Annotated in this window: 5 protein-coding genes; all 5 read right to left on the bottom strand. The window is 59.2% G+C overall.

Annotated elements, in window-relative coordinates:
- Positions 1-149: 149 nt before the first annotated feature.
- The 5 genes from MJ639_RS09490 to MJ639_RS09470 all read right to left on the bottom strand — a co-directional run bounded on the left by MJ639_RS09490 (position 150) and on the right by MJ639_RS09470 (position 18,542).
- A complete protein-coding gene (locus MJ639_RS09490; protein ID WP_243370733.1) occupies positions 150-2,333 on the bottom strand; it encodes a CHASE2 domain-containing protein in 2,184 nt (727 codons plus the stop codon).
- 53 nt (positions 2,334-2,386) lie between these two features.
- Positions 2,387-5,101, bottom strand: a complete 2,715-nt coding sequence (locus MJ639_RS09485) for an Ig-like domain-containing protein (RefSeq protein WP_243370730.1) — start codon at positions 5,099-5,101, stop codon at positions 2,387-2,389.
- A 116-nt stretch (positions 5,102-5,217) separates the two neighbouring features.
- Positions 5,218-7,512 (bottom strand): transglycosylase domain-containing protein, encoded by a 2,295-nt coding sequence (locus tag MJ639_RS09480; RefSeq protein WP_243370726.1) that lies wholly within the window; start codon positions 7,510-7,512, stop codon positions 5,218-5,220.
- Between the two features lie 42 nt (positions 7,513-7,554).
- Positions 7,555-13,314 carry an alpha-2-macroglobulin gene (locus MJ639_RS09475; protein ID WP_243370723.1) on the bottom strand — a complete coding sequence of 1,920 codons (5,760 nt, stop codon included), beginning with the start codon at positions 13,312-13,314 and terminating at the stop codon, positions 7,555-7,557.
- Positions 13,311-18,542, bottom strand: a complete 5,232-nt coding sequence (locus tag MJ639_RS09470) for a hypothetical protein (RefSeq protein WP_243370720.1) — start codon at positions 18,540-18,542, stop codon at positions 13,311-13,313. The genes MJ639_RS09475 and MJ639_RS09470 overlap by 4 nt, the downstream gene beginning before the upstream one ends.
- Positions 18,543-18,736: the final 194 nt, after the last annotated feature.

Here is an 18,736-nt window from a genome sequence, read left to right as displayed (position 1 = left end):
TCAAGTTCTCTTATCGATAAGATTGTTGACGGCGCATTCTCTTCAAGACTTGAGGATATGGTTTCCTTACTCGGCAGGAGGCTACTGAACCTCGCTAGGTCCCATTTCGCTCTAGCGTCGGATTGAAATAAGAAAGGCTGTCTTTCATTTCAGCTGGATGCAGTCGCATCGAGCTGCTGCCGAATCCTCTTTATGTAGAGGTCAAAATAGACATCGAGACCGAAATGATTTCCCTTCTCTCTGCAAAGAAGAATTGTCGCCAGCGCATGTGACCAATCGCGGCCCCGGTATGCGGCAAGCATGACGTCGTTATGTCTCTCTAGATCCAAGAAGTCGGAACTGGCTGCCATCTCGGCGCCCCCAAGAACCGCATAGACTCGTTCAAGATCAGTTTTTCCCCTGACCTGGAGATGATCGATCTCAAGAACGGCGAAATGGGAGCGCACAGCTTTTGCGGTTCTCTCGCCAACCATGATGGAAACGCCATAATCCTTTGTCAGCCCTTCCAGCCGTGATGCCAGATTGACCGTGTCGCCAAGGACCGAATAATTGAAATGCAGATCTGATCCGAAATTGCCGACGACACAGAGACCCGTATTGATGCCGATACCAATTTTGAGCGTCGGTGAAACTTGCTGTTTCTCAACGTCCCGTTGACGCTGTCCATTAAGAACTCTGAGGCTATCCAGCATTTCAAACGCTGCCTTGCAGGCATTGATCTCATGAGACGGGTCGAGAAGCGGCGCATTCCAGAAGGCCATGATCGCATCGCCCATATATTTATCGATGGTGCCGCGATGTTCCATGATATCGTGTGTGAGCGGGGTGAAGAGACGATTCATGAGAGTTGTGAGCCCCTGCGGATCGTCCTTGTAGAGTTCCGAGATAGTGGTGAACCCACGGACATCGGCGAAAAGTACCGTCAGTTCACGTTGCTCTCCGCCAAGCGCCAGCTTCTCCGGTGATTGAGCCAGCTGCTCCACGAGGTCGGGAGAGAGATACTGGCTAAAGGCGGATCTGATACGGAACCGATCCGCCGAGACAGTGACGTAGTTCGTGAAGACAAGGCTTGCATAGAGCAGAAAGCTCGCAATCAGCGGAAATGTATAATCGATCAGGATGTTAAGGACAGTAAAGCAGTACCATGACAGGCCCAGGATCACCGCAGCGGTAACGCCACCCAGCACCAGGAGAGATCCGGCATTCATCTTGGGCACCTGCGCGATCAGAAGAGCGCTCAGGAAAGCAATGAGCACGAGTTCGACGACAGCCGTGTAGCCGGGCCGGCTCAATGTCGTCCCCATAAGAGCACTTTCCAGAATCTGGGCATGCAGTTCCACGCCTGGGAGGGCCGGGTGAACAGGCGTTACCTTGAGATCGAGAAGCCCGGCGGCAGAAGAGCCGATCAGCACCATCTTGCCGGCGAGGCTCTCGCGAGGCACGCGCCCCTCCAGAAGATCGATAGCGGAGATATATCTTCTCAGCTCAGGTCTCGAATAGTGAACCCAGACCCGCCCTCTGCCATCTGTCGGCACCTCGAGATCACCAATCCCAATACGCCGCACGCCGCCTGTATCTGTCCTGACGAGGATGGAGCCGGCTCCCACAGCCACCCGCAGCATTTCGAGCGACAATGTGGGAACGATGGTTCCATTGGCGACGGCCACGACGGAAACGCGACGGGCAACGCCATCGCGATCGGACGCAATCGAGAACATGCCATGTCCCTGGGCAGCCTCATCCAGAATGGCAAGGTTTCGAAGAAGATGCGGAAAGTCCACGAGGAATGGACGCGGATCGCCCCCCAGTGTGGCGATTCCTGTCTGGATGGTCGGCAGGGCTTGCGGTTCAGCCCCTGAAACGCGATATCCCGACTGTCCCAGGACCACTTTGGATGCCTTGATGACATCGGCAAATATCGCATCATTGCTGGGCAATTTCCTCAGTCTCTCGCGCGTGACGTCATCCAGCCCCTGGATGGTTTGGACGAAGACCTCTGGGGAACTGCGATCCGGCTCGGGAAAGAGCACATCGAAACCAACGACATCCCCGCCCTGCTCGACGATCTTCGAGACCATCGTAGCCATGATTGTGCGTGGCCATGGCCATTGTCCCAGAACCCGTAGGCTTTTCTCGTCGATATCAACGATGGCGACGAGATCCTGGCGCTCCTCACGCGGATACAGAAGTTGATAGATGTCGAGGGACTTGAGGCGAAGACTTTCAATGGGCCCCGGATCCCAGACCCGCAGCGCCAGGAGGCTGAAGAGAAGCATCAAACCGACGACCCGCCCCGCTCCCAGGCGCTGTATCCGGGTCAGGTACGCTGCCATTACTGGCGCTCCCCTGATTTAAACATCCGCGCAGAGTTTGGAAGCATCTCTCCTCACAGGATCAGGTCGGTTGAACGGGGCAACGCGCCTGCGATGTTCAGATGCGCGGTCAGCACTTCTCCACTCTGGAATGTGATGGCGGCCGACACGTTATTGCTGTCTCCAGCGAGGCGCCTCAAATTATCAAGGGACATGTCGAGAGTAAGCTTGTTTCCACTCACGACGAGATCCTCAGGCCCTATACCAGCAATCTCGGTTCCGTTTACATAGATGTCGATGTCGGAAACCGTCCCACTCAGGATCGGTGATCCAACGATGGAAGCGTCGATTTGAGCAGGTGATGTCAGCCGTACGGCTCCGTCTGTATTATCGATTTGGTTCAACTGGCTGAGATTCGCATCCTCACCAACGCCGATTGCTTCGATCGTCGCATTGTAGCGTTCATTCAACGTTACAACCTCAGCGCCGATTGCCCCTTGGCCCCTTCCATCCGAGAGGAAATACAGAACATTCTTCTCGCCCCCCTGATCCAGATTTGCCAGCCTGTCGTTGGCGGCCCGCAGCGCATCGGCAAAATTTGTCTCGCCGCCCGTATCGAGATCCCTGAGATAGCTTTGGATCGCACCGTCGCCGATACGTCCAAGGCTGAAGGTCTCTGCATTCACGCCGGAAAGGTCATGACCCCTCTCGTCAGTTGGATCTGCACTCTCGTTGAAAGGAATGATCGTTACCGTAACATCGGCGGGAGAGAAGCCAAGCGCTCTCACTTTCTCGGTCAGAGCTTCCAGGCTCGCGATCTCCGCGTCGAGAATCGTATTGGCACGTCCGTCTTCATTGAGATCGCCAACCGAGGCTCCGTCGAAGTCTTCAGAAGTGCTCCCCGAAACATCGATCAAGTACAGGATATTGATCTGGGGCTGCAGAACCGGGCCAAGCGCAATGGTCAAATCCACATCGGCGCTTTCAGTCGTGGTCGCCGTCGGACTCTTGATCGTGAGCGAGACCGGCTGACCATTAAATTCAAGAGTTTCATTGTCCGAAGCGGATTGAACGGGTGATGAGAAAACGCCTTTTCCCTGAATGTGCAGAGTCACATTCGCAGTGTCTTCTCCCCCCTTTCCGTCGGTGATCGTATAACTGAATGAAACCGTCGCGGCTTGGCCGTGACTCAAGGCCCGAAAATCTTCCCCGGGATCGAAGACAAGGTTTCCCTTTGCGTCTAGTCTCACAGAGCCTTCGATTGGGGATGTCCAACTCACCGTTCGGAGAGAATCCCCGTCGATGTCACGATCATTGGAGAGAACGGGAAGAACCATCCACCCAGTCTCCTCAACGGCTGCGATGCGATCGTCACGCGCAATGGGCGCATCATTCCTGCCGTTTACAGTCCAGGTGACGAAGGTCGGCACGATAGAACCGTCGTCGAGGATCAACCTGTACTCAACCCTCACGATTTCGGCTTCTCCCTTACCCAGATGCTGATAGGCAGGGTGAGTGGGATCCAGGACAAAACTTTGTGTGCTCTCAAGGTATCTCACGCCTGGAGGCAGTGTTTCAGGTGCAAGCACCCGAGGCTGGGCCTCCGCGTCCGAGGCAATAAAAGGAGAGACCGCACCAAGGCGCGCGACCGGTCCATCCTCGACGGCAGTGCCGCGTATTGGTGGAGATGTGATAATGGGATCAGGAATAATCTGTTCACGAGGTGCGATACGCTCCTGGGTGAATGGCACAAAAATGAATTGTGATTGGTCCGGCGCGTCGATGGACAGAGTGAAGCTTGCTGGAATGATTTCGGCATCCTCAGTATCGCTACTCCCTCTTCTCTGACGCGGCTCGGAAGAAACAAACTGGAATAGATCACGCACAAAGTCGCTTTCCCCGCGGATATCGTCATTTGTCTTTGTGATCTGCGTGATCTGCGGATCGCCACCAGACACCGGCACCAGAAGAGTCGAGACACGGGCATCCGACATCGATGCAAGAACGCGGGAGGCATTGCTCTTATCCAGGAGAACTATCGACCCCACACGCCCATCAGGCTCGGTCAACAAAGAGAACTTTGTGGTTCCACTGATCGCGACGATTTCCGTTTGAACGGCTGTTCCTCTGATGGCCATGGTGGCCACAGGGGTGTCGACTTTGAGATCACCGGTCTTGGCTACCTGTCCTGCAACGAAGCCGATCAGCCCCTGGACGAGTGTGATGAAGGCCGAGTTTGCGTTTGAGCTCGCGGCATAGACCATATCGTTCAGCACCATTCTGGCACTGGCGGACATATTGAAAACCGTTCCGTCATTGAGCTTGATGGTCAGGGACGAGTCCGGGCCGGTTTGAACGACATCTCCTCTGGCAACCATATCACCGAGTCGAAGCTCTATCAGGGCACCATTCCTCAGGACGGTGACGGATCCTGTCACTTTCTCCACGCGGCCGATGGATGACTGGGCTGATGTCGTATCATTTGCCTGCACATAGCGTATCGGAGGATCCGGTCCTGCCAGGATCTCGACAGTTTCGCCTCTGAGGCCTGCTCCTTCAGGCGTTACAATGTTGAGGCGCCGATCATCTCGGAAGTATCCCAGAACGATAGCTTTGGTTTCGGTTCCTACGATGAGGAGATCGATGCCCGACCTTCTGAAGTCTGCCGTGAAGAGAGTATCCTTGTCGGGGAATAGGATCGAGGGCTCTGTTCCAGCATGATGGCTCGACGCATCGGTTGCATCGATGTGTATGTCGAAAACACGGGCGCCGTCACTGGATTGGTACACAGCGAGATCCCTTGAGCTTAAAGGATCATACGCCCTTCATCGTTTTATTCCCACGGGAATCTAATCCCAGTCGCTCAACAGATGATTGTTTTTATGAGGTGTCGAGAAAAGGGGACTTACTCGACGACGATCCGTACAGAAGCTGATCGCTCCATCCGAAACGGCAATCTCGCTTCGAAGTAGTGCTCGCCGGGCGTAAGCGGCCAAGGCGTCGGCTTGTCGGGATCTGCGACAGCGAAGGGTTGCCCATCCACATACCAAACAACCTGCGGAACAGGCGGCTCTGTGGTCACCTTGAGCTGGATTTGACCAGCTCCTTTCGGAGCTTCGGGATTACGCCAGATGCGACTGTTATTCTCCGGCGCAGTGATAGAGATTCGCACGTTCTCCGAAACCACGTCCTGTCGATCCGCAACAGGATAATGATTCTGGTTCTGCCATTCCCGGTATAGAGACGGCAACGGGATAATCAGCCGGGAGCGATCCGGCTGGATACGAAAGGTGGCATCTTTCAATGGCGGATCCACGTTCTCAGGGATCCATTCCGAGATCATCTGTCCGCATGATCCGGCGCTATCCTTCCCTTCATTCATGCATAGTTCGACACTGCGATAACCTCTCGGTGCCGGAAAGCTCGCATCCACCAAATCTCCGGGAAGGCTGCCATGCAGTTTGAGGAGAATGGGTCTCGCCAGAGCGGCGGCAGCGCGCGCGCCTGTCAATTCATGCATGGTTCCCGCATCGCCCCGCCCCACCCAGACGCCGACAAGGTAGCGCTGCGACCAGCCGATCAGCCAAGCGTCGCGGTAACCTTGGGACGTTCCGGTCTTGAGGGCCACAGGGAACGGATATTCGGTAGCTCCATAGCGTGGAAAACTCGGAAGGCGTGCCAAGGGATCTGCCAGGAAGTGCGTCACGAGCCGCGCTGTGTCAGATGACAAGACCTGCCTGGAGACGCGCTGACGTCCGTCCTTGAACCAGGCGAGTTCCAGAAGACGTCCGTCATTCGCGAGAGAGGTGTAGGCCCGCACCAGACGCTCTAGCCTCGTCGGCAAGGAGCCGATTGCCATTGAAAGGCCGAAGGTCTCAGGTAGAACCTCAAGATCGTGCAATTCCAGATCCTGGAAGAACCGGAACGCACGCTTGAGACCGAGCGTGCGGAGCAGATTGACCGCCGGCACATTGCGGGAATTGGCGAGCGCCTGACGCGGCAGCATCGGCCCGAGATAATGCCCGTCGGCATTGCTGATGCCGGAGGAGCCTTCGGGAAGATCGGCGAGGATGTCATCCGTCTTGAGCAGCCCGTCCTCGAGAGCCAGCGCATAGATGAAGGGCTTGAGCGTGCTGCCTGGAGAGCGTTGGATTCGGGTGAAGTCGATGGAGCCGGAATGGGAGGCATAGCCGACCGATCCCACCGTCACCAACACTTCGCCGGTTGCACGCTCGACGACCAGAACCGCCGCCTGCTCCGCGCCTTCCTTGCGCCAGGTTTCAACTCCGCGCCGCGCCAGTTCCGTCACCATGCGCTGAAGCCTCAAGTCGATCGTCGTGCGAAGGCGCGGTTCGGCATGTTCCGGCTGGCGCGCCAAGGCTGCTTTCGACAGGCGTAGCGCCGCATGAAGAGCAGCGGGATCGCGCCGCGACCGTTGGACAGGGCGCAGGGACGCGATCTGGTCGCGGGCAATCGCATGCTCAAGCGATGTGATGGTTCCCAATCGCAGGAGTTCATCGAGCGCCCGTCGGCCGCGAGCCACGGCTCTGGCATATCCGTCGGGACGATAGAGATTCATGCGCGCCGGTGATTGCGGAACGGCGGATAACAGTGCGATCTCGGCCCAGCTTAGGTCCTGAACGGGCTTGTCGAAATACCAGCGCGCAGCATGGGCGATGCCGTGGCTTTCGTTGCCGTAAGGGACCAGCCGCAAATAATGCGCCAGCATCGCCTCACGACCATACCGCATCGTGAGAACAACGGCGACGCCCGCTTCGACGGATTTAGCCCAAAGGGTGCGTGGCGCAGGGTTTTGCATGCGCGCAACCTGCATGGCGAGCGTCGAAGCGCCGGATGCGTGGCGTCCGCTCTTCCGGTTCTGCCAGAGCGCGCGCACAACGGCGATGGGGTCGACGCCCGGATGAGACCAGAAACGACGATCCTCCAAGGCAAGCGTTGCCTGAGCCACGCGCTGCGGCATGGGATCGACGCGCCAGAAGCCGTATTGCGTGCGCGCTCCCGCCGCATCTGTAACGGTTTGACCGACCTGCGTCAGGAATTCTCCATGTCGGTCATAGAGAATGGGCGTTGGGTCCAGTGCGTGAAGAGATGAGCGTTTGGCGACTTCCCAGCCGTAAAGCACGCCAATTGACGATATGGCGATTGCAAGACCAAGACAGATGAGCCGCCGTATCAACATTGTTCCCTTCATGTGCCGCCGCATCGCCGCAAAGCATGCAAGCTACCGCGCGATGACGACCCGCCGCCCCGCACTCGCGCCATAGACACCTGCTTTGTACATCATCTCCACCTCTCCCGGAGGCTGCGTGAAGGATCCGACGATCTGCGCACGAGTCCGGAAGACGAATCGGTATTTTCCCTTCGGCAAGGTGTCATAGGCGTAGAGCACGGAATCATCCTGGAAAGACGACGATGTCGGCGCAAGCGTCGGCCCTTCCGAAGGCGTTGCTTCGGCAGGCGCCGTGGCGAGAGCTGGATTGAGAGGCTCTAACCCTGCCGCCAGCGGCAGGCGGACTATCACATGCGTCCGGTCCTCCGGATTGACGAGTTCGACAATCTCCTCGATCACATCCCCGACATTCAGCTGCAGGTTTCGCTCGTGCAATCGCTCGGAAGCAGATGCCGATCCATTGCGGGCCACACGGTAGGCTTCGCGCGTCAGCACGAAGCCCGCAACCACGGGGGCTGCTTCGGAGCCGGGCTCGCTCGGCTGATAGCGTGTATCCACGAGAGCGATGACGGAGGCTTTTCCATCGTTCTTGAGCGTGACATGAGTCGGCACATCGATCTCTCGATTCAGCATGGGCGCATCGCTTTTGAGAACAAGAGGAGCCGTATCGCTGCTATAAGGTTCTGTAACTGCGACTGGAATAGGAGACTGAGGTCTCTGCCATGCCTCTGCTAATGTTTGAATCGCAGCCGTATTGGCATGAGTCGAACCCCAGCCATTCGCGTCGGAGAGGTTGATCAGTCCATCACGCAGGACAGGAAGCCTGCGATCCTCTGGCGCGGCCGCAGCGACAGCCCGAATGACCTCGGAAAGGTTGCGGACCTCAGACGGAAGGATCACAGGGTTTCCGCCGTCGCCAGCTTGTCCTGCATAGATCATCGATCCATTCCGCGACAGGAACTTCACTCTTCCCAACAGCTCTTCAAGAAGGTTCGCGCTCAACTGCCGATCCGGTGCGCCCGAAGAGCGCGCCGTCGCAGTGACCACCTGGGCCAGCGACGGCACAGGCAGGTTTGGCGCGCGGCGTGACAGTTCGGTGAGATAGGGCTGATCAAGCTGGTTGTTTGCGGCCAGAGCATTCAGGGCCTCCACTCGCTCACGCAACTCCTCGCCTGCGAGCAGACGGCCATAATCGGAGCGCATGGCCTGCTTGAGAACGCCTTCGAGCCGCGCGATCAAGGTCTTGTCCACCGGCTCTCCTGCACGCTCGGCGGCCTTGAGGAAGGTATAGGACCATGCCGTCAGAGAAACATTGCCCTTCGCGCGAGGCCAGAAGGCAACAAGTCCGTCATCATCGATGGACCGACCGATCGTGCGGGCTGCCTGCTGCACCTCTTCCGTGATGCGTCCTTCAAGTCCGGCCGCGGAGAGAAGCGGCGTAACAGGCTTGAGAGCGAGCGCCGCCGATGCCAACGCGATCTCCTGCTCGGTGCATCCATAGGGATAGGCGACGAGATAGTTGAGCCCGGCAAGAAGACGCACGAGAACAGGATCGCTGGCGAGCGTCACCGTGCGCGCATAGGAACCTTCGCGAGGCATTTGGGCAGGTGCAGCGACCGTCGCCCGCGCTCCGGGCGCGATCTCGACAATCTCCCGCTCACGCCTCGGCGAGCGATCGGGACGCACAGGCAGTACGATCTCAACGGCATCGCCAGCTTTGTCCACATCCCGCTGGAGCGCGAAGCGCAGGCGCATCGGCGCAGCGTCGGATCCGATCCCCGGCTTCGGCTCGGCAACAGTGACGGGGAAATCGAGGCGCGCGGGCCGGTTCACCTGCCATGCAAGAGCCTGCTCGGCAGCTCCGCTCAATAGGCCTCCGGTCATCGACAAGGCCGTGCGTCCGGTCCCGCCGGGCCCTTCGACCACGCGGGCGATGAGTCCAGCATCAAACTGGTCGCCCGGACGCACGAAACGAGGCAGGGCCGGTTGTGCGACAATCTCCTGCCTGATCATCATTTCACCAACGGCAAAGCCGAAACGGTCGGGGCCGCTCACCGCCTTCGCACGCAGCTTGTAGATAGTCAGCGTATCCGGCAGTTTCACCTTGATCCGCGCCACGCCATCCGGACCGACGATTACCTTCGGAAGGTAGACCGGGACCGGCGTGAAGTTCTTGCGGACGGAGATATTCTCCATGCCCCAATCATCGCTCAGCTCATCGCCGCCGGGCGTCTCGTCCAGCGGAATAACGCCGAAAGCCATGTTGCGCGTATCGCGGATCGCGGCTTGCGTCGGCCTCTCGACGATGAAGGCCTTGAGAGGATCGAGCGGTTGCTCGCGGGCCAGAGAGAGAACTGCCTGATCCACCATCCAGAATGTCGCCTCTCCGGCAACAGGTTTTCCTGTATCGTCGGATAGACGCAGCACGACTTCCACTTCCTGCCCTGGTCGCGCCTTCTGCGGCGCTTCCAGCGATGCCGTCACGATATGCTTGACGGGCTTCACCGTGACCCATTTGGTGGCGGCCAATGTCACAGGCTTGCCTTGGTCGAAAGGTGCGGTGGGATTAGGCGAAGATCCGTCGAGGCGTCCGCGCATGAGCAGGAAATGCACGGCGAGCTTCGGCATCTGCTCCTTGCGCAGTTTCACCTCATAGCGCCCGGTTCCATTCTGGATGGTCACCCAATCGTAACGGAACTGACCGCCCGGTTCCTCGACAACGGCCAGCGCACGGCCATTCTGAAAGGGACTTTGAACGATTAGGATTGCCGTCTCTCCCGGCGCGTAATCATCCTTATCGCTGGCAACACTAACGGTCTGCGTCGGCGGTCGGGACCATGTGACAGGCTCGGGCCCTCCGACGAAGAAATCGACACTGACGGCCTGCTTGCGTCCGAGACGGTCGCTGGCATCGACCTCGATGATATAGACGCCTGCGCCCTTCGGCTCGAAGTTCATGGCAAGAATGTCGCGAGCACTCGTGAGCTTCATCTCGCTCAGGGTCTCATCCATGACCTCGGTCACATATTTCGCGGAGCCCTGGCTGAAATCGCTGGCCTGCAGCACCGAGTTCCAATTGCGCTTGATGAAGCGCACATTCATGGCAAGTCCGGAAAGAGCATCGCCCTTGGCATCGACCGCCAATAGTTCCGCTGGAATGGTGGTGGGTGCCGGCAGATAGCGCGGCACTTTCAATCCCAAGGCAAAAGGCGGGAGCGCAACCACATTCTGCGTGTTGCGGATCTGCACATCATCGTCCCCTGTCACGGTCGCTTCGATCACGTAACGCCTCGGCTGCGCCGTCGGCTCGATGGTAGGGTCGAGCGTAAGGCGTGCCGATCCACCGTCATCGGTGCGGCCTTCCCGCTCCAGCACGGGAGTCGAACGGAACTTCCGTTCGCTGGAATAGCGCGCGTCGGAGGAAAACAGGAAACCTTCGCGTCCCTGAGGAATCCAGTTATGCGGAAACTGCGTCACACGCCACTTGATGGGACGGTCTGCCACAAGGCCACCCGCGAAGAAGCGGGCCGTAAGATCGACGGAGAATTCTCCATCGAGAGGAACGGATGATGGGCTGTCGAGCAGGACCTCGAAGGTGGGAAGCCGGTAGGCCTCCTTCTTGAAGCCGACGATGCCGCACCCTTCTTCGTTGGCATCCTTTGTCTCGAACCGGACCAAATAGTCGCCGGTTGCCGTCGTTGCGACATCGAACTTGTGATACAAGCCACCATTCGCATCGGGAGTGACAGGAATGCGCCATTCCTGATCGCTGGGACCCGAAATGACGAGATCGCCGCCCTTCGTGGCGTAAGACAAACCACCTGCGCGATAATTCCGCACGAAGCCTTTGATATGCACCGGCTCCTCGGGACGATAGATTGGGCGCTCCGTGAAGATGTGGCACAGGACGCGCGTCTCCTCGGCACGCGGCATTTCCGGATCTGTGGCCCATGACAGCCATGTTTCCTCAGGCCGCGTCCAGTTCTCCTGATGATATTCAGCCGGAGCGCGGGTGGGCTCGATCACCAGAGTGTCGAGGCCTTTCGTGACCATGACGCGTTTAATCTCGGCCGGAGCGCGGTTTGCAAGCGACCAGGTGAAAGCACCTTGTGCATCAGTCCGCCCCTGAGCGAGAACCACGAACTTGTCATCGCGCAATCCTTCAAGACGGATCTCGGCCCCGTCGACAGGCTGTGCAGAGGCAAGGGACGTGACGGCAAAGCGCACGCGCTGCGCCTCCTCGATCGCAGACAGACTGAGGTCTGTCACCTGCGCACGCAGCCAGCGGCGAGGTCCGCCATCGACTGGGCGAAGGCCGATGAGATAGGTTCCTGGCTGCTCTGGCCCGGCTATCTTGGAGAGAAGCGGCTTGATGTCGACTCCGAATTTCGCACTCGTTCCCCCGCGGCGGATCGGCAGCGGCACGATTTCCGATACAGCCGGCGAACCCAGGACCCTGATGCGCTCGACCATCGCGTCCGCCTCGATATCCTCTGCCGTATTCCAAGCATTCGGCTCGTTGCCTGACAGCGGTGGAACGGCAGCATCATCAGTCAGGAGGCCGTCTCCTGGGAAGGGCCAGAAATCGCGCGCGAGCGGATTGATCTTGTGAATGCGGATATCGGCGACATCGTAGCTGCGCCCACGCAGCGGCAGCATCTGTGGGCCAAATCGCTCGACGATGCCTTGATTTACGTCCCACACCAGCGCAGGCTTTTCAGGAACGAAAGAGAAGCGACGAGTCACGGCCTCGCCGGACAGCTCACGTCCCCGCTCGTCCTTGAGCGTGCCGGGCTCGATGCGGAGTTCATAAATCGTGTTGGCGAGGAACTTGCCCGAAACGTTCAGGTTCATCCGCTCTCGCGTGACGGTGAGATCGTCGACGGGCGGCGAGATGCGCAAAGCCTCGCGCATCTGCAGAACATCAAGTTCCTGGGGTCGGTGTGTGAAAGCAAGGATGATGCTGCGCTTGGCGCTGGACAGATCGCCGTCGCCCTCTCCATAGGGCGTGCATTGCAGCACGCCGTCGCGCTCGACGTCGTCGAGACGCGAGCCGCATACGACTTTGCGCGCCATGAAGGGCGAGGCACTGCGGAAGCGGCGTTCGTAGATCGGAATGTCGAGGCCCGGCTCGTCAGCTAAGCGCAGCTTGAGAAGCGCCATCCTGCCATCGGGCAGCGGATTGCGCAGGGTAACGAAATAAGCGTTGTTCTTGCTGTTCTGGCTCTTCTCGACAGCCTTGATGGTAAAATCCTGCGCCGTCAGCACCTGAGCATCACGATCGGACACGCCGGGCAGCGGCCGCACCTCGATCGTCAGAAGCCGCGTGAGTGCGGCCTGATCGATAGGATTCGGGAAAACGAGGGTGAAACGGTCGAGATCCGCCGTTCCATATTCCTCATCCTCTGGGTGAACGCTGACCGGCGCCGGAAGAACAGGCACAAGACGAGCGGAAAAATTCTGCATGGAGAAATTGACACGCCGCAGAGGATGCCAGGGCTCCGCCGGGCGGAACTGCAGCGTGCGCGCGTCGATCCATTGCCATGCACCAGGATGATCGGGCGTGAGTTGTACAACGCGCTCCGGATGATCTTCAGGACCGCCTTTCTGCGGACCCAGGTCGCGATCAAAGAAGAGGGTAACCGGATCCCAGGGTTGCAGGAAATGTTCCGGCACAATCTTGGCACCATCAGCACGACTAACGAGATCGCGCTCCATGGAAGAAGCAGGCGATGTCTGAGCCTGAGCCGATCCGGCAAGCCCGCAAACCGCGACGAGAACGAGGCCGAGGAAACGTGAAGAGCGGATCATGGCGTCTTTCCGGAATTCTGGGAGCGAAGGGGAGAGAGCCCCACCATTTCGAGATATCGAAGAGTGATGTCCTGTGGCGGACCGGAAGGCGGCGGCGCAATGCCGATGACGGCAGCGCGAACGCTTGCCGGTTCGGCATCCGCAGGAATGCGCGCCTCAAGCACGTAGGATCCTGCCGCCAGATCGTGGATCTGAGTCAGCCCATGACCGACCGCTTGCCCTCGCGCATCGAGCAACCGCAGCGCGGCGTTACCCGGATCGGATTGTAATCCGACACCGATCCTGCTCGGTTTCTTGACATCGAAGGCGAAAAGAGCCGCACCGCCCGGAGAAACAGTGACAGCCTCCGCAAGCCCTTCGGAAACCGTCCGAACAGGCTGAGCCGTGAGTTCGATGGCTCCGGTCAGCGGCCCGTCGTGAGGCGAGTAGATCTTCAACTCAGCGGAGCCGCCGGGCAGATAATGCTGGAACTCGGCCCCGGCAGGAAAGAACTCAGGCCGTAACTCCGCACCAGATGGAGATAGCGCCAAAATGACGGGAGCATTAGTGCGGGCCGTTACGAGAACAGGCGTGGGCAGTTGCAGGGCGAAAGCCATCACTTGCCCCTCAAGTGACGTGGCATACGGTAGCTCCACCTGCCGCGAAGCGGCCGAGCTCCAGGCCTTCATCTTCTCGCTGTCAATCCAGGCCGCCACAAGCCCGGCCTTATGACGCAGCACCAGTTCTCCCGGCCCCGGCAGCACAAGAGATCTGCCTTCCAAGTAGCGCCCGTCGCGGCTAACGAACATCGCCTCCGCGCCAGCAAGGGTCAGGCGCGCACCTGGCGCGACATCGACGGGAATCGATAAGGAGCCTGCCGCACCAATGAAGCGCTTGAGTACCTTGCCGTCGGACAAAATAAGGGGATCCTGATTCAAGGATGTTACGCTGAACGAAACAGGCGCTTTCTGATCACCGGCATTCACGAGAAGCAGCGTAGTAAATGTGCCTTCGATGGTGCGGCTGACCGCTTCACCACCGCTCCATACCGTCACGACCCTGTCCTTCTGATTATTCCATCCGGCAATGGCGGAAGTGCCCGGGCTGAGGACCAGTGACAGACGTTTGCGGCCCTCCGGCAGGACAACCGGTTGTGCCGTAAGCGCTTCGAGGGACAGTGATGAGACGCTTTGCGAGATATCCGCGGCGCGCTTCAGGGAAAGGCTCTTCAGCGAGACGCGCAACGGATCCTGCCCTTCAGCATTCCACAACCGCGCCGACCGACCAAGGGCAAGTGCAAAGGCGCTGCGCTTTGATGTTCCCGACCCCAACCCCGCATCGATGTTGGGCTGCCCAAATGTCGATTCAGCGATGAAGGCTGTGAGGATCCCTTGAGCTTGAGACGCGACAGGAATGGTTGCCTGCTCTCCTTCACCGAGCTGAAGGTCCAGACGGTCGCCCGACGTCGCTACAGGCTGCAGCGAGAGCTTCGTATTGCTCGCGCGCCGCACAAGCCAAAGCCTTTCACTCTGCGGAATGAGAGCGTCGCCGATCACAGGTGTCAAAGCGCGACCCGTGGAGGCCCCCGCCAGCAATGGACTTTCATTGCCGTGCAGTTTGAGAACGCCTGCTCCTGGTGCAGCGATGGATGCTACATCGAAAGTCATTGTCTGGCTTTGCTCGATCAAAGTTTCCGGCTCGAAACGCAAATCTCCTGCAGTCTGCATGGGGCGGGTGACGGAGCGAGTCGCGAGCTTGATGTCCGCATCGCTCTCATCGATGGTCCACACCAAAACTCGCCACGGACGCGCATCGTCCTGATCGATCATTGCGGCTATAAGTGGCGCTTGGCCCTTGTCGTATCCGACCTGCCGCCACCGTCCCTGACCATCGCGACGTTCCAGAACCAGCGCGATTTCCGTGCTGGATTGAGCGCCGAGCAATGTCAGGCGGTCCGGCGCCGTTGCCTGCAAGGGGAAGATGCGCACGACGTTGCGCGCCTTGAATGACGCGGAACCATCAGAGAGCAAGGCGGCGCTTTCTTCTTGTGGGAGCGTCAGACGAACTTCAACCGTGTTTTTGCGAGGCGCGACATCATCCGCTTCACTTGCGTCAGAGAATTCTTCGCCGCCTTCATTCGACCCGCTATCCTCCTCGGCCGCACTCTCACTGCCTGGAGCAGGATCAGCCTTGAACAACTTGAGAGTGTAGGAGCCGGCCGCAAGACGTCGCGACAGAGCAAGATTCCAATCGTTCGTCCTGTCATCTAGTCGCTCGACTACGCGCTCATTCTCATCCAGAAGCACCCCGCGCACATCGGGCTGTCCGAAGGTGGTGAGATTGACCACGCGATCCTGCGCGATCGAGAAGGGAATGCTCGCAGGAAGCTCCACCTGCCAGGGCGCAGCGGGCTGAATCTCCTTCGTCTCGAGTTTCAGATCGTAATCGAGACGGTCGTTGCGGCCGAGGCCCCGCACATCGACCGCATAACGTCCCGGCGAGAGCTTTCCTTTGTAATCGCTTCCCTTTGTCAGCTTGCCGATGGGCTGCGGAGAAGCTCCATCGATCTTGATCAGTTCGCCCACCATGCCGTCGCTGAGCGACAGAACCGTATTCGCCGGCCCCTCCAGCGAGAAGGTCCAGCGATCCGGTGTTCGCGGCTCGTCGCGACCTTGCGGCTCGCGCCATTGGTGCCTGACTCCGTTGAGCAGGGGCAGTTCGTGAGGACCATGACCAACTCTTTCCACTGCTGGCGGAGAAGACTGGATGCGCGCGATCACGCGCCCCTCCTTGGCCTGCGGAAGAATCACCAGACGCAGCTTTTCCTCATCCATCGTCCAGTCGCCAGCAGCCGATTGATTGGTCGGCGACAATGGCCAACCTTCGGCATCCTCGACCCGCGACTGGAACTCGGCGCCCTGACTCAATATCTGAAGATTGTACGCTCCGGCACGATCGATCGTGACTGGAAACACAACGCCTTTTCCTGGGCTAAGCGTCGCACGGACTGTTTCTCCGGACAGCATCATCTGACCTTCTTCCATCACCCCCTTGCGGGCGACGATGCCGACGCGGCCGCTTGAATCGACCGCCTTGACGATGATGCGATATCGACCTGCTCTCAAATAGGATTGGATGAGCGCGTTCTGACCCGCACCCATGACGCTTCTTCCGAGCGCAGGTAGGAAGGCTGTCGAGAGAGACGCCTCCGTCTTCAAGCGTCCCAATGTCTCGATCCGATAAAGCCCGCCTTCCGCGACCTCAAGATCGAAACTGCGTTGCTCATCCTGCTTGAGATCGAAGAACATCGGCGCCCCGGCCTTGAGCATGGGACGCGCTTCGGGGCGCTCCACCTCGAGCCGCCGTTGCGGCGGAGGTTTTCTAGAGGCCAATGTGACGACTCTGTCGGCTTTCGGCGGTGAGAGGCTCACCTTCGCCTCACGTTCACGCCCATCGGGGGCAACTTGTGCGCTGGGGTCCTCGACCGGAAGCAAATTCACGGCGACGGCCTGTCCGGCAGCATCGATGGCAAAGACCTCCTGATCGGAGGAATAGCGAATTGGAATTTCCAGACTTTCCCCTGCGCGCTGCAAAACGGTCAGGGGAGATGGGCTCACCGATGTTGACAGGGGCCGTATGATCGGTTCGGTGAGAAGCCCGGGAGCGCTATTGGCGATCACTGAATGATTGGCGTTCTGTCCGAAATCCTGAACGCCGAGCGGAATGATGGATCGCTGCGGCATCCGGGCGACATCCGCCGTTAAGCCCGGTGGTCCAAGAGTCAGATCAATCGGCCCGACCGCGCCGGGAGCGGGATCGAGCTTCAGACGATACCACCCGGCATCGAGATCGTAGCGGGAAGGCATACGGCCGTCTGCGCGCAGAGGATTGGCATTCTCCAGCACCGGCGTGATCGATGCTTTCGCGGCGATACCCTCGATCGTGACCGCTACCGTGGAGGCTTGAGTCACCTGGAACAGGATGGTGCTCGATCCTCTGAGATTGAAGCGCCACCGAAGGGCCTTTGTCGGGCCGACGCTCGGCGCCTGGGAGGCCAGCACCGTGCCGCGCCCCTTCTCGAACCGGACAAGAATTGCTGTCGCAGGAAGCTCGTCGCCACCCTCCCCTGCAACGGCGAGGCCGACCCAGTGCGGCCCGCCACTCTGCACACCATTCGCGGAGATGTGGTTGAGAGCCTGCAGCCGGAAGGTCTGACCTTGCTGGCCTGATATCTCGGCGAAGGGCGCACTGCCGGCTTGTGTGCGAACCTGCATGACCGGTTCGCGGTGCTTCCGCGTCAAAGAGGCCGAGGCCAATGTCGTTGCGCCATTCGTCAGCCTCAGCTGGACAGGTACGGGCTCCGGCACGTCCACGCGCACTGTGGTTGCGTTTCTAGGCAATGGAATCCGCACCATGCCGAGCGGGCCGATGGTGCCTTCGACAAAGCTCCGTGCTGTCTGCTCCTGAGGAGCGACTTGGATATGAAGCGGCTGGCTTGCATTGCCATCGGTCCAAGCCACCGCCTCTCCCCCATAAACAGTGAGACGATAAAGGCCGGGCTCAAGGCGCCCCTTCAAGCGCGCGCTGCGCAGGGGACGTCCGGCAACCGGCTCGACCGATGTCCATTCAGGCATGAGAGCGGACAGATCAGTTCCGTTCCGCCACAAGCGCATGTCCTGCAACGAACGTCCCGCCGCATCGATGGAGATGGGCTCTTCTCCCCTCACCTCAATCCAGAACGAACGTTGCTGCAGATCTGCGAGATCGGCGGACATGAAGCCGCCGCGACGCAGGGCGTCGCTGATCGGCGCAGCGTCACGGAAGGGCCTGGCGCTCAGCTTTGCGTCGCCGCTCCCGTTGTGCGCTCCCTCGGTGACGAGCTTGTAGACGCCCACATCGAGAAGCTGATCCAGGCGGCCATCCCGTGCCCCCATGCCTCCCACAACATCGCTAGGGCCTTGAATCATGTCCAGGAGCTTGAATTCAACGCCCGTGGCGCTTTCCGTCTGGATCGAGAAGCGACCCGGCTGCCGGATGGTCAGCATGACCTCGCTTTTCTTCGTAGCCGGGACCGTTGTCAGGCTCAGAATGGCGGCCTGCTCACCATTCTGAGCCTCAAGCGGCTGCGCAAAAGCAGGCTGAGGGGCGGCTGTTAAGGATAAAGCCGTGGCGAGGAAAAGGCCGATGCACCGAGGCAAAGCCGGTCGTGTTGAGCGCTTGAGAACCTGTAGTTCCATGTATTTGGCCATGATCCGCCCTCTCTTGAGGTCAGCTTTTTATAAAGAGCGTAAGCGACGCGGACAATGTTTCAATGGAGTTGGTGCTTTCTACCCCATCCGTTCTTGCCATCCAGGATAGTTGACCCTGCCGCAAATCGGAGAAAGGTAAGAAGTATAGGGCCTTATGAAGGAGCGATGATGGGCTCGGGGCTCATTTCAGAGCC

It is taken from the genome of Microvirga solisilvae (assembly GCF_022808595.1).
GTDB lineage: Bacteria > Pseudomonadota > Alphaproteobacteria > Rhizobiales > Beijerinckiaceae > Microvirga > Microvirga solisilvae.
Note: the sequence above shows the minus strand (reverse complement) of the source record. Positions and strands in the feature narration are given on the sequence as shown.

What these genes read in the sequence shown, in the direction of transcription:
- MJ639_RS09490 (WP_243370733.1), bottom strand. Translation starts at nt 2,333, where the DNA reads ATGGCAGCGTACCTGACCCGGATACAGCGCCTGGGAGCGGGGCGGGTC.
- MJ639_RS09480 (WP_243370726.1), bottom strand. Translation starts at nt 7,512, where the DNA reads ATGTTGATACGGCGGCTCATCTGTCTTGGTCTTGCAATCGCCATATCG.
- MJ639_RS09475 (WP_243370723.1), bottom strand. Translation starts at nt 13,314, where the DNA reads ATGATCCGCTCTTCACGTTTCCTCGGCCTCGTTCTCGTCGCGGTTTGC.
- MJ639_RS09470 (WP_243370720.1), bottom strand. Translation starts at nt 18,542, where the DNA reads ATGGCCAAATACATGGAACTACAGGTTCTCAAGCGCTCAACACGACCG.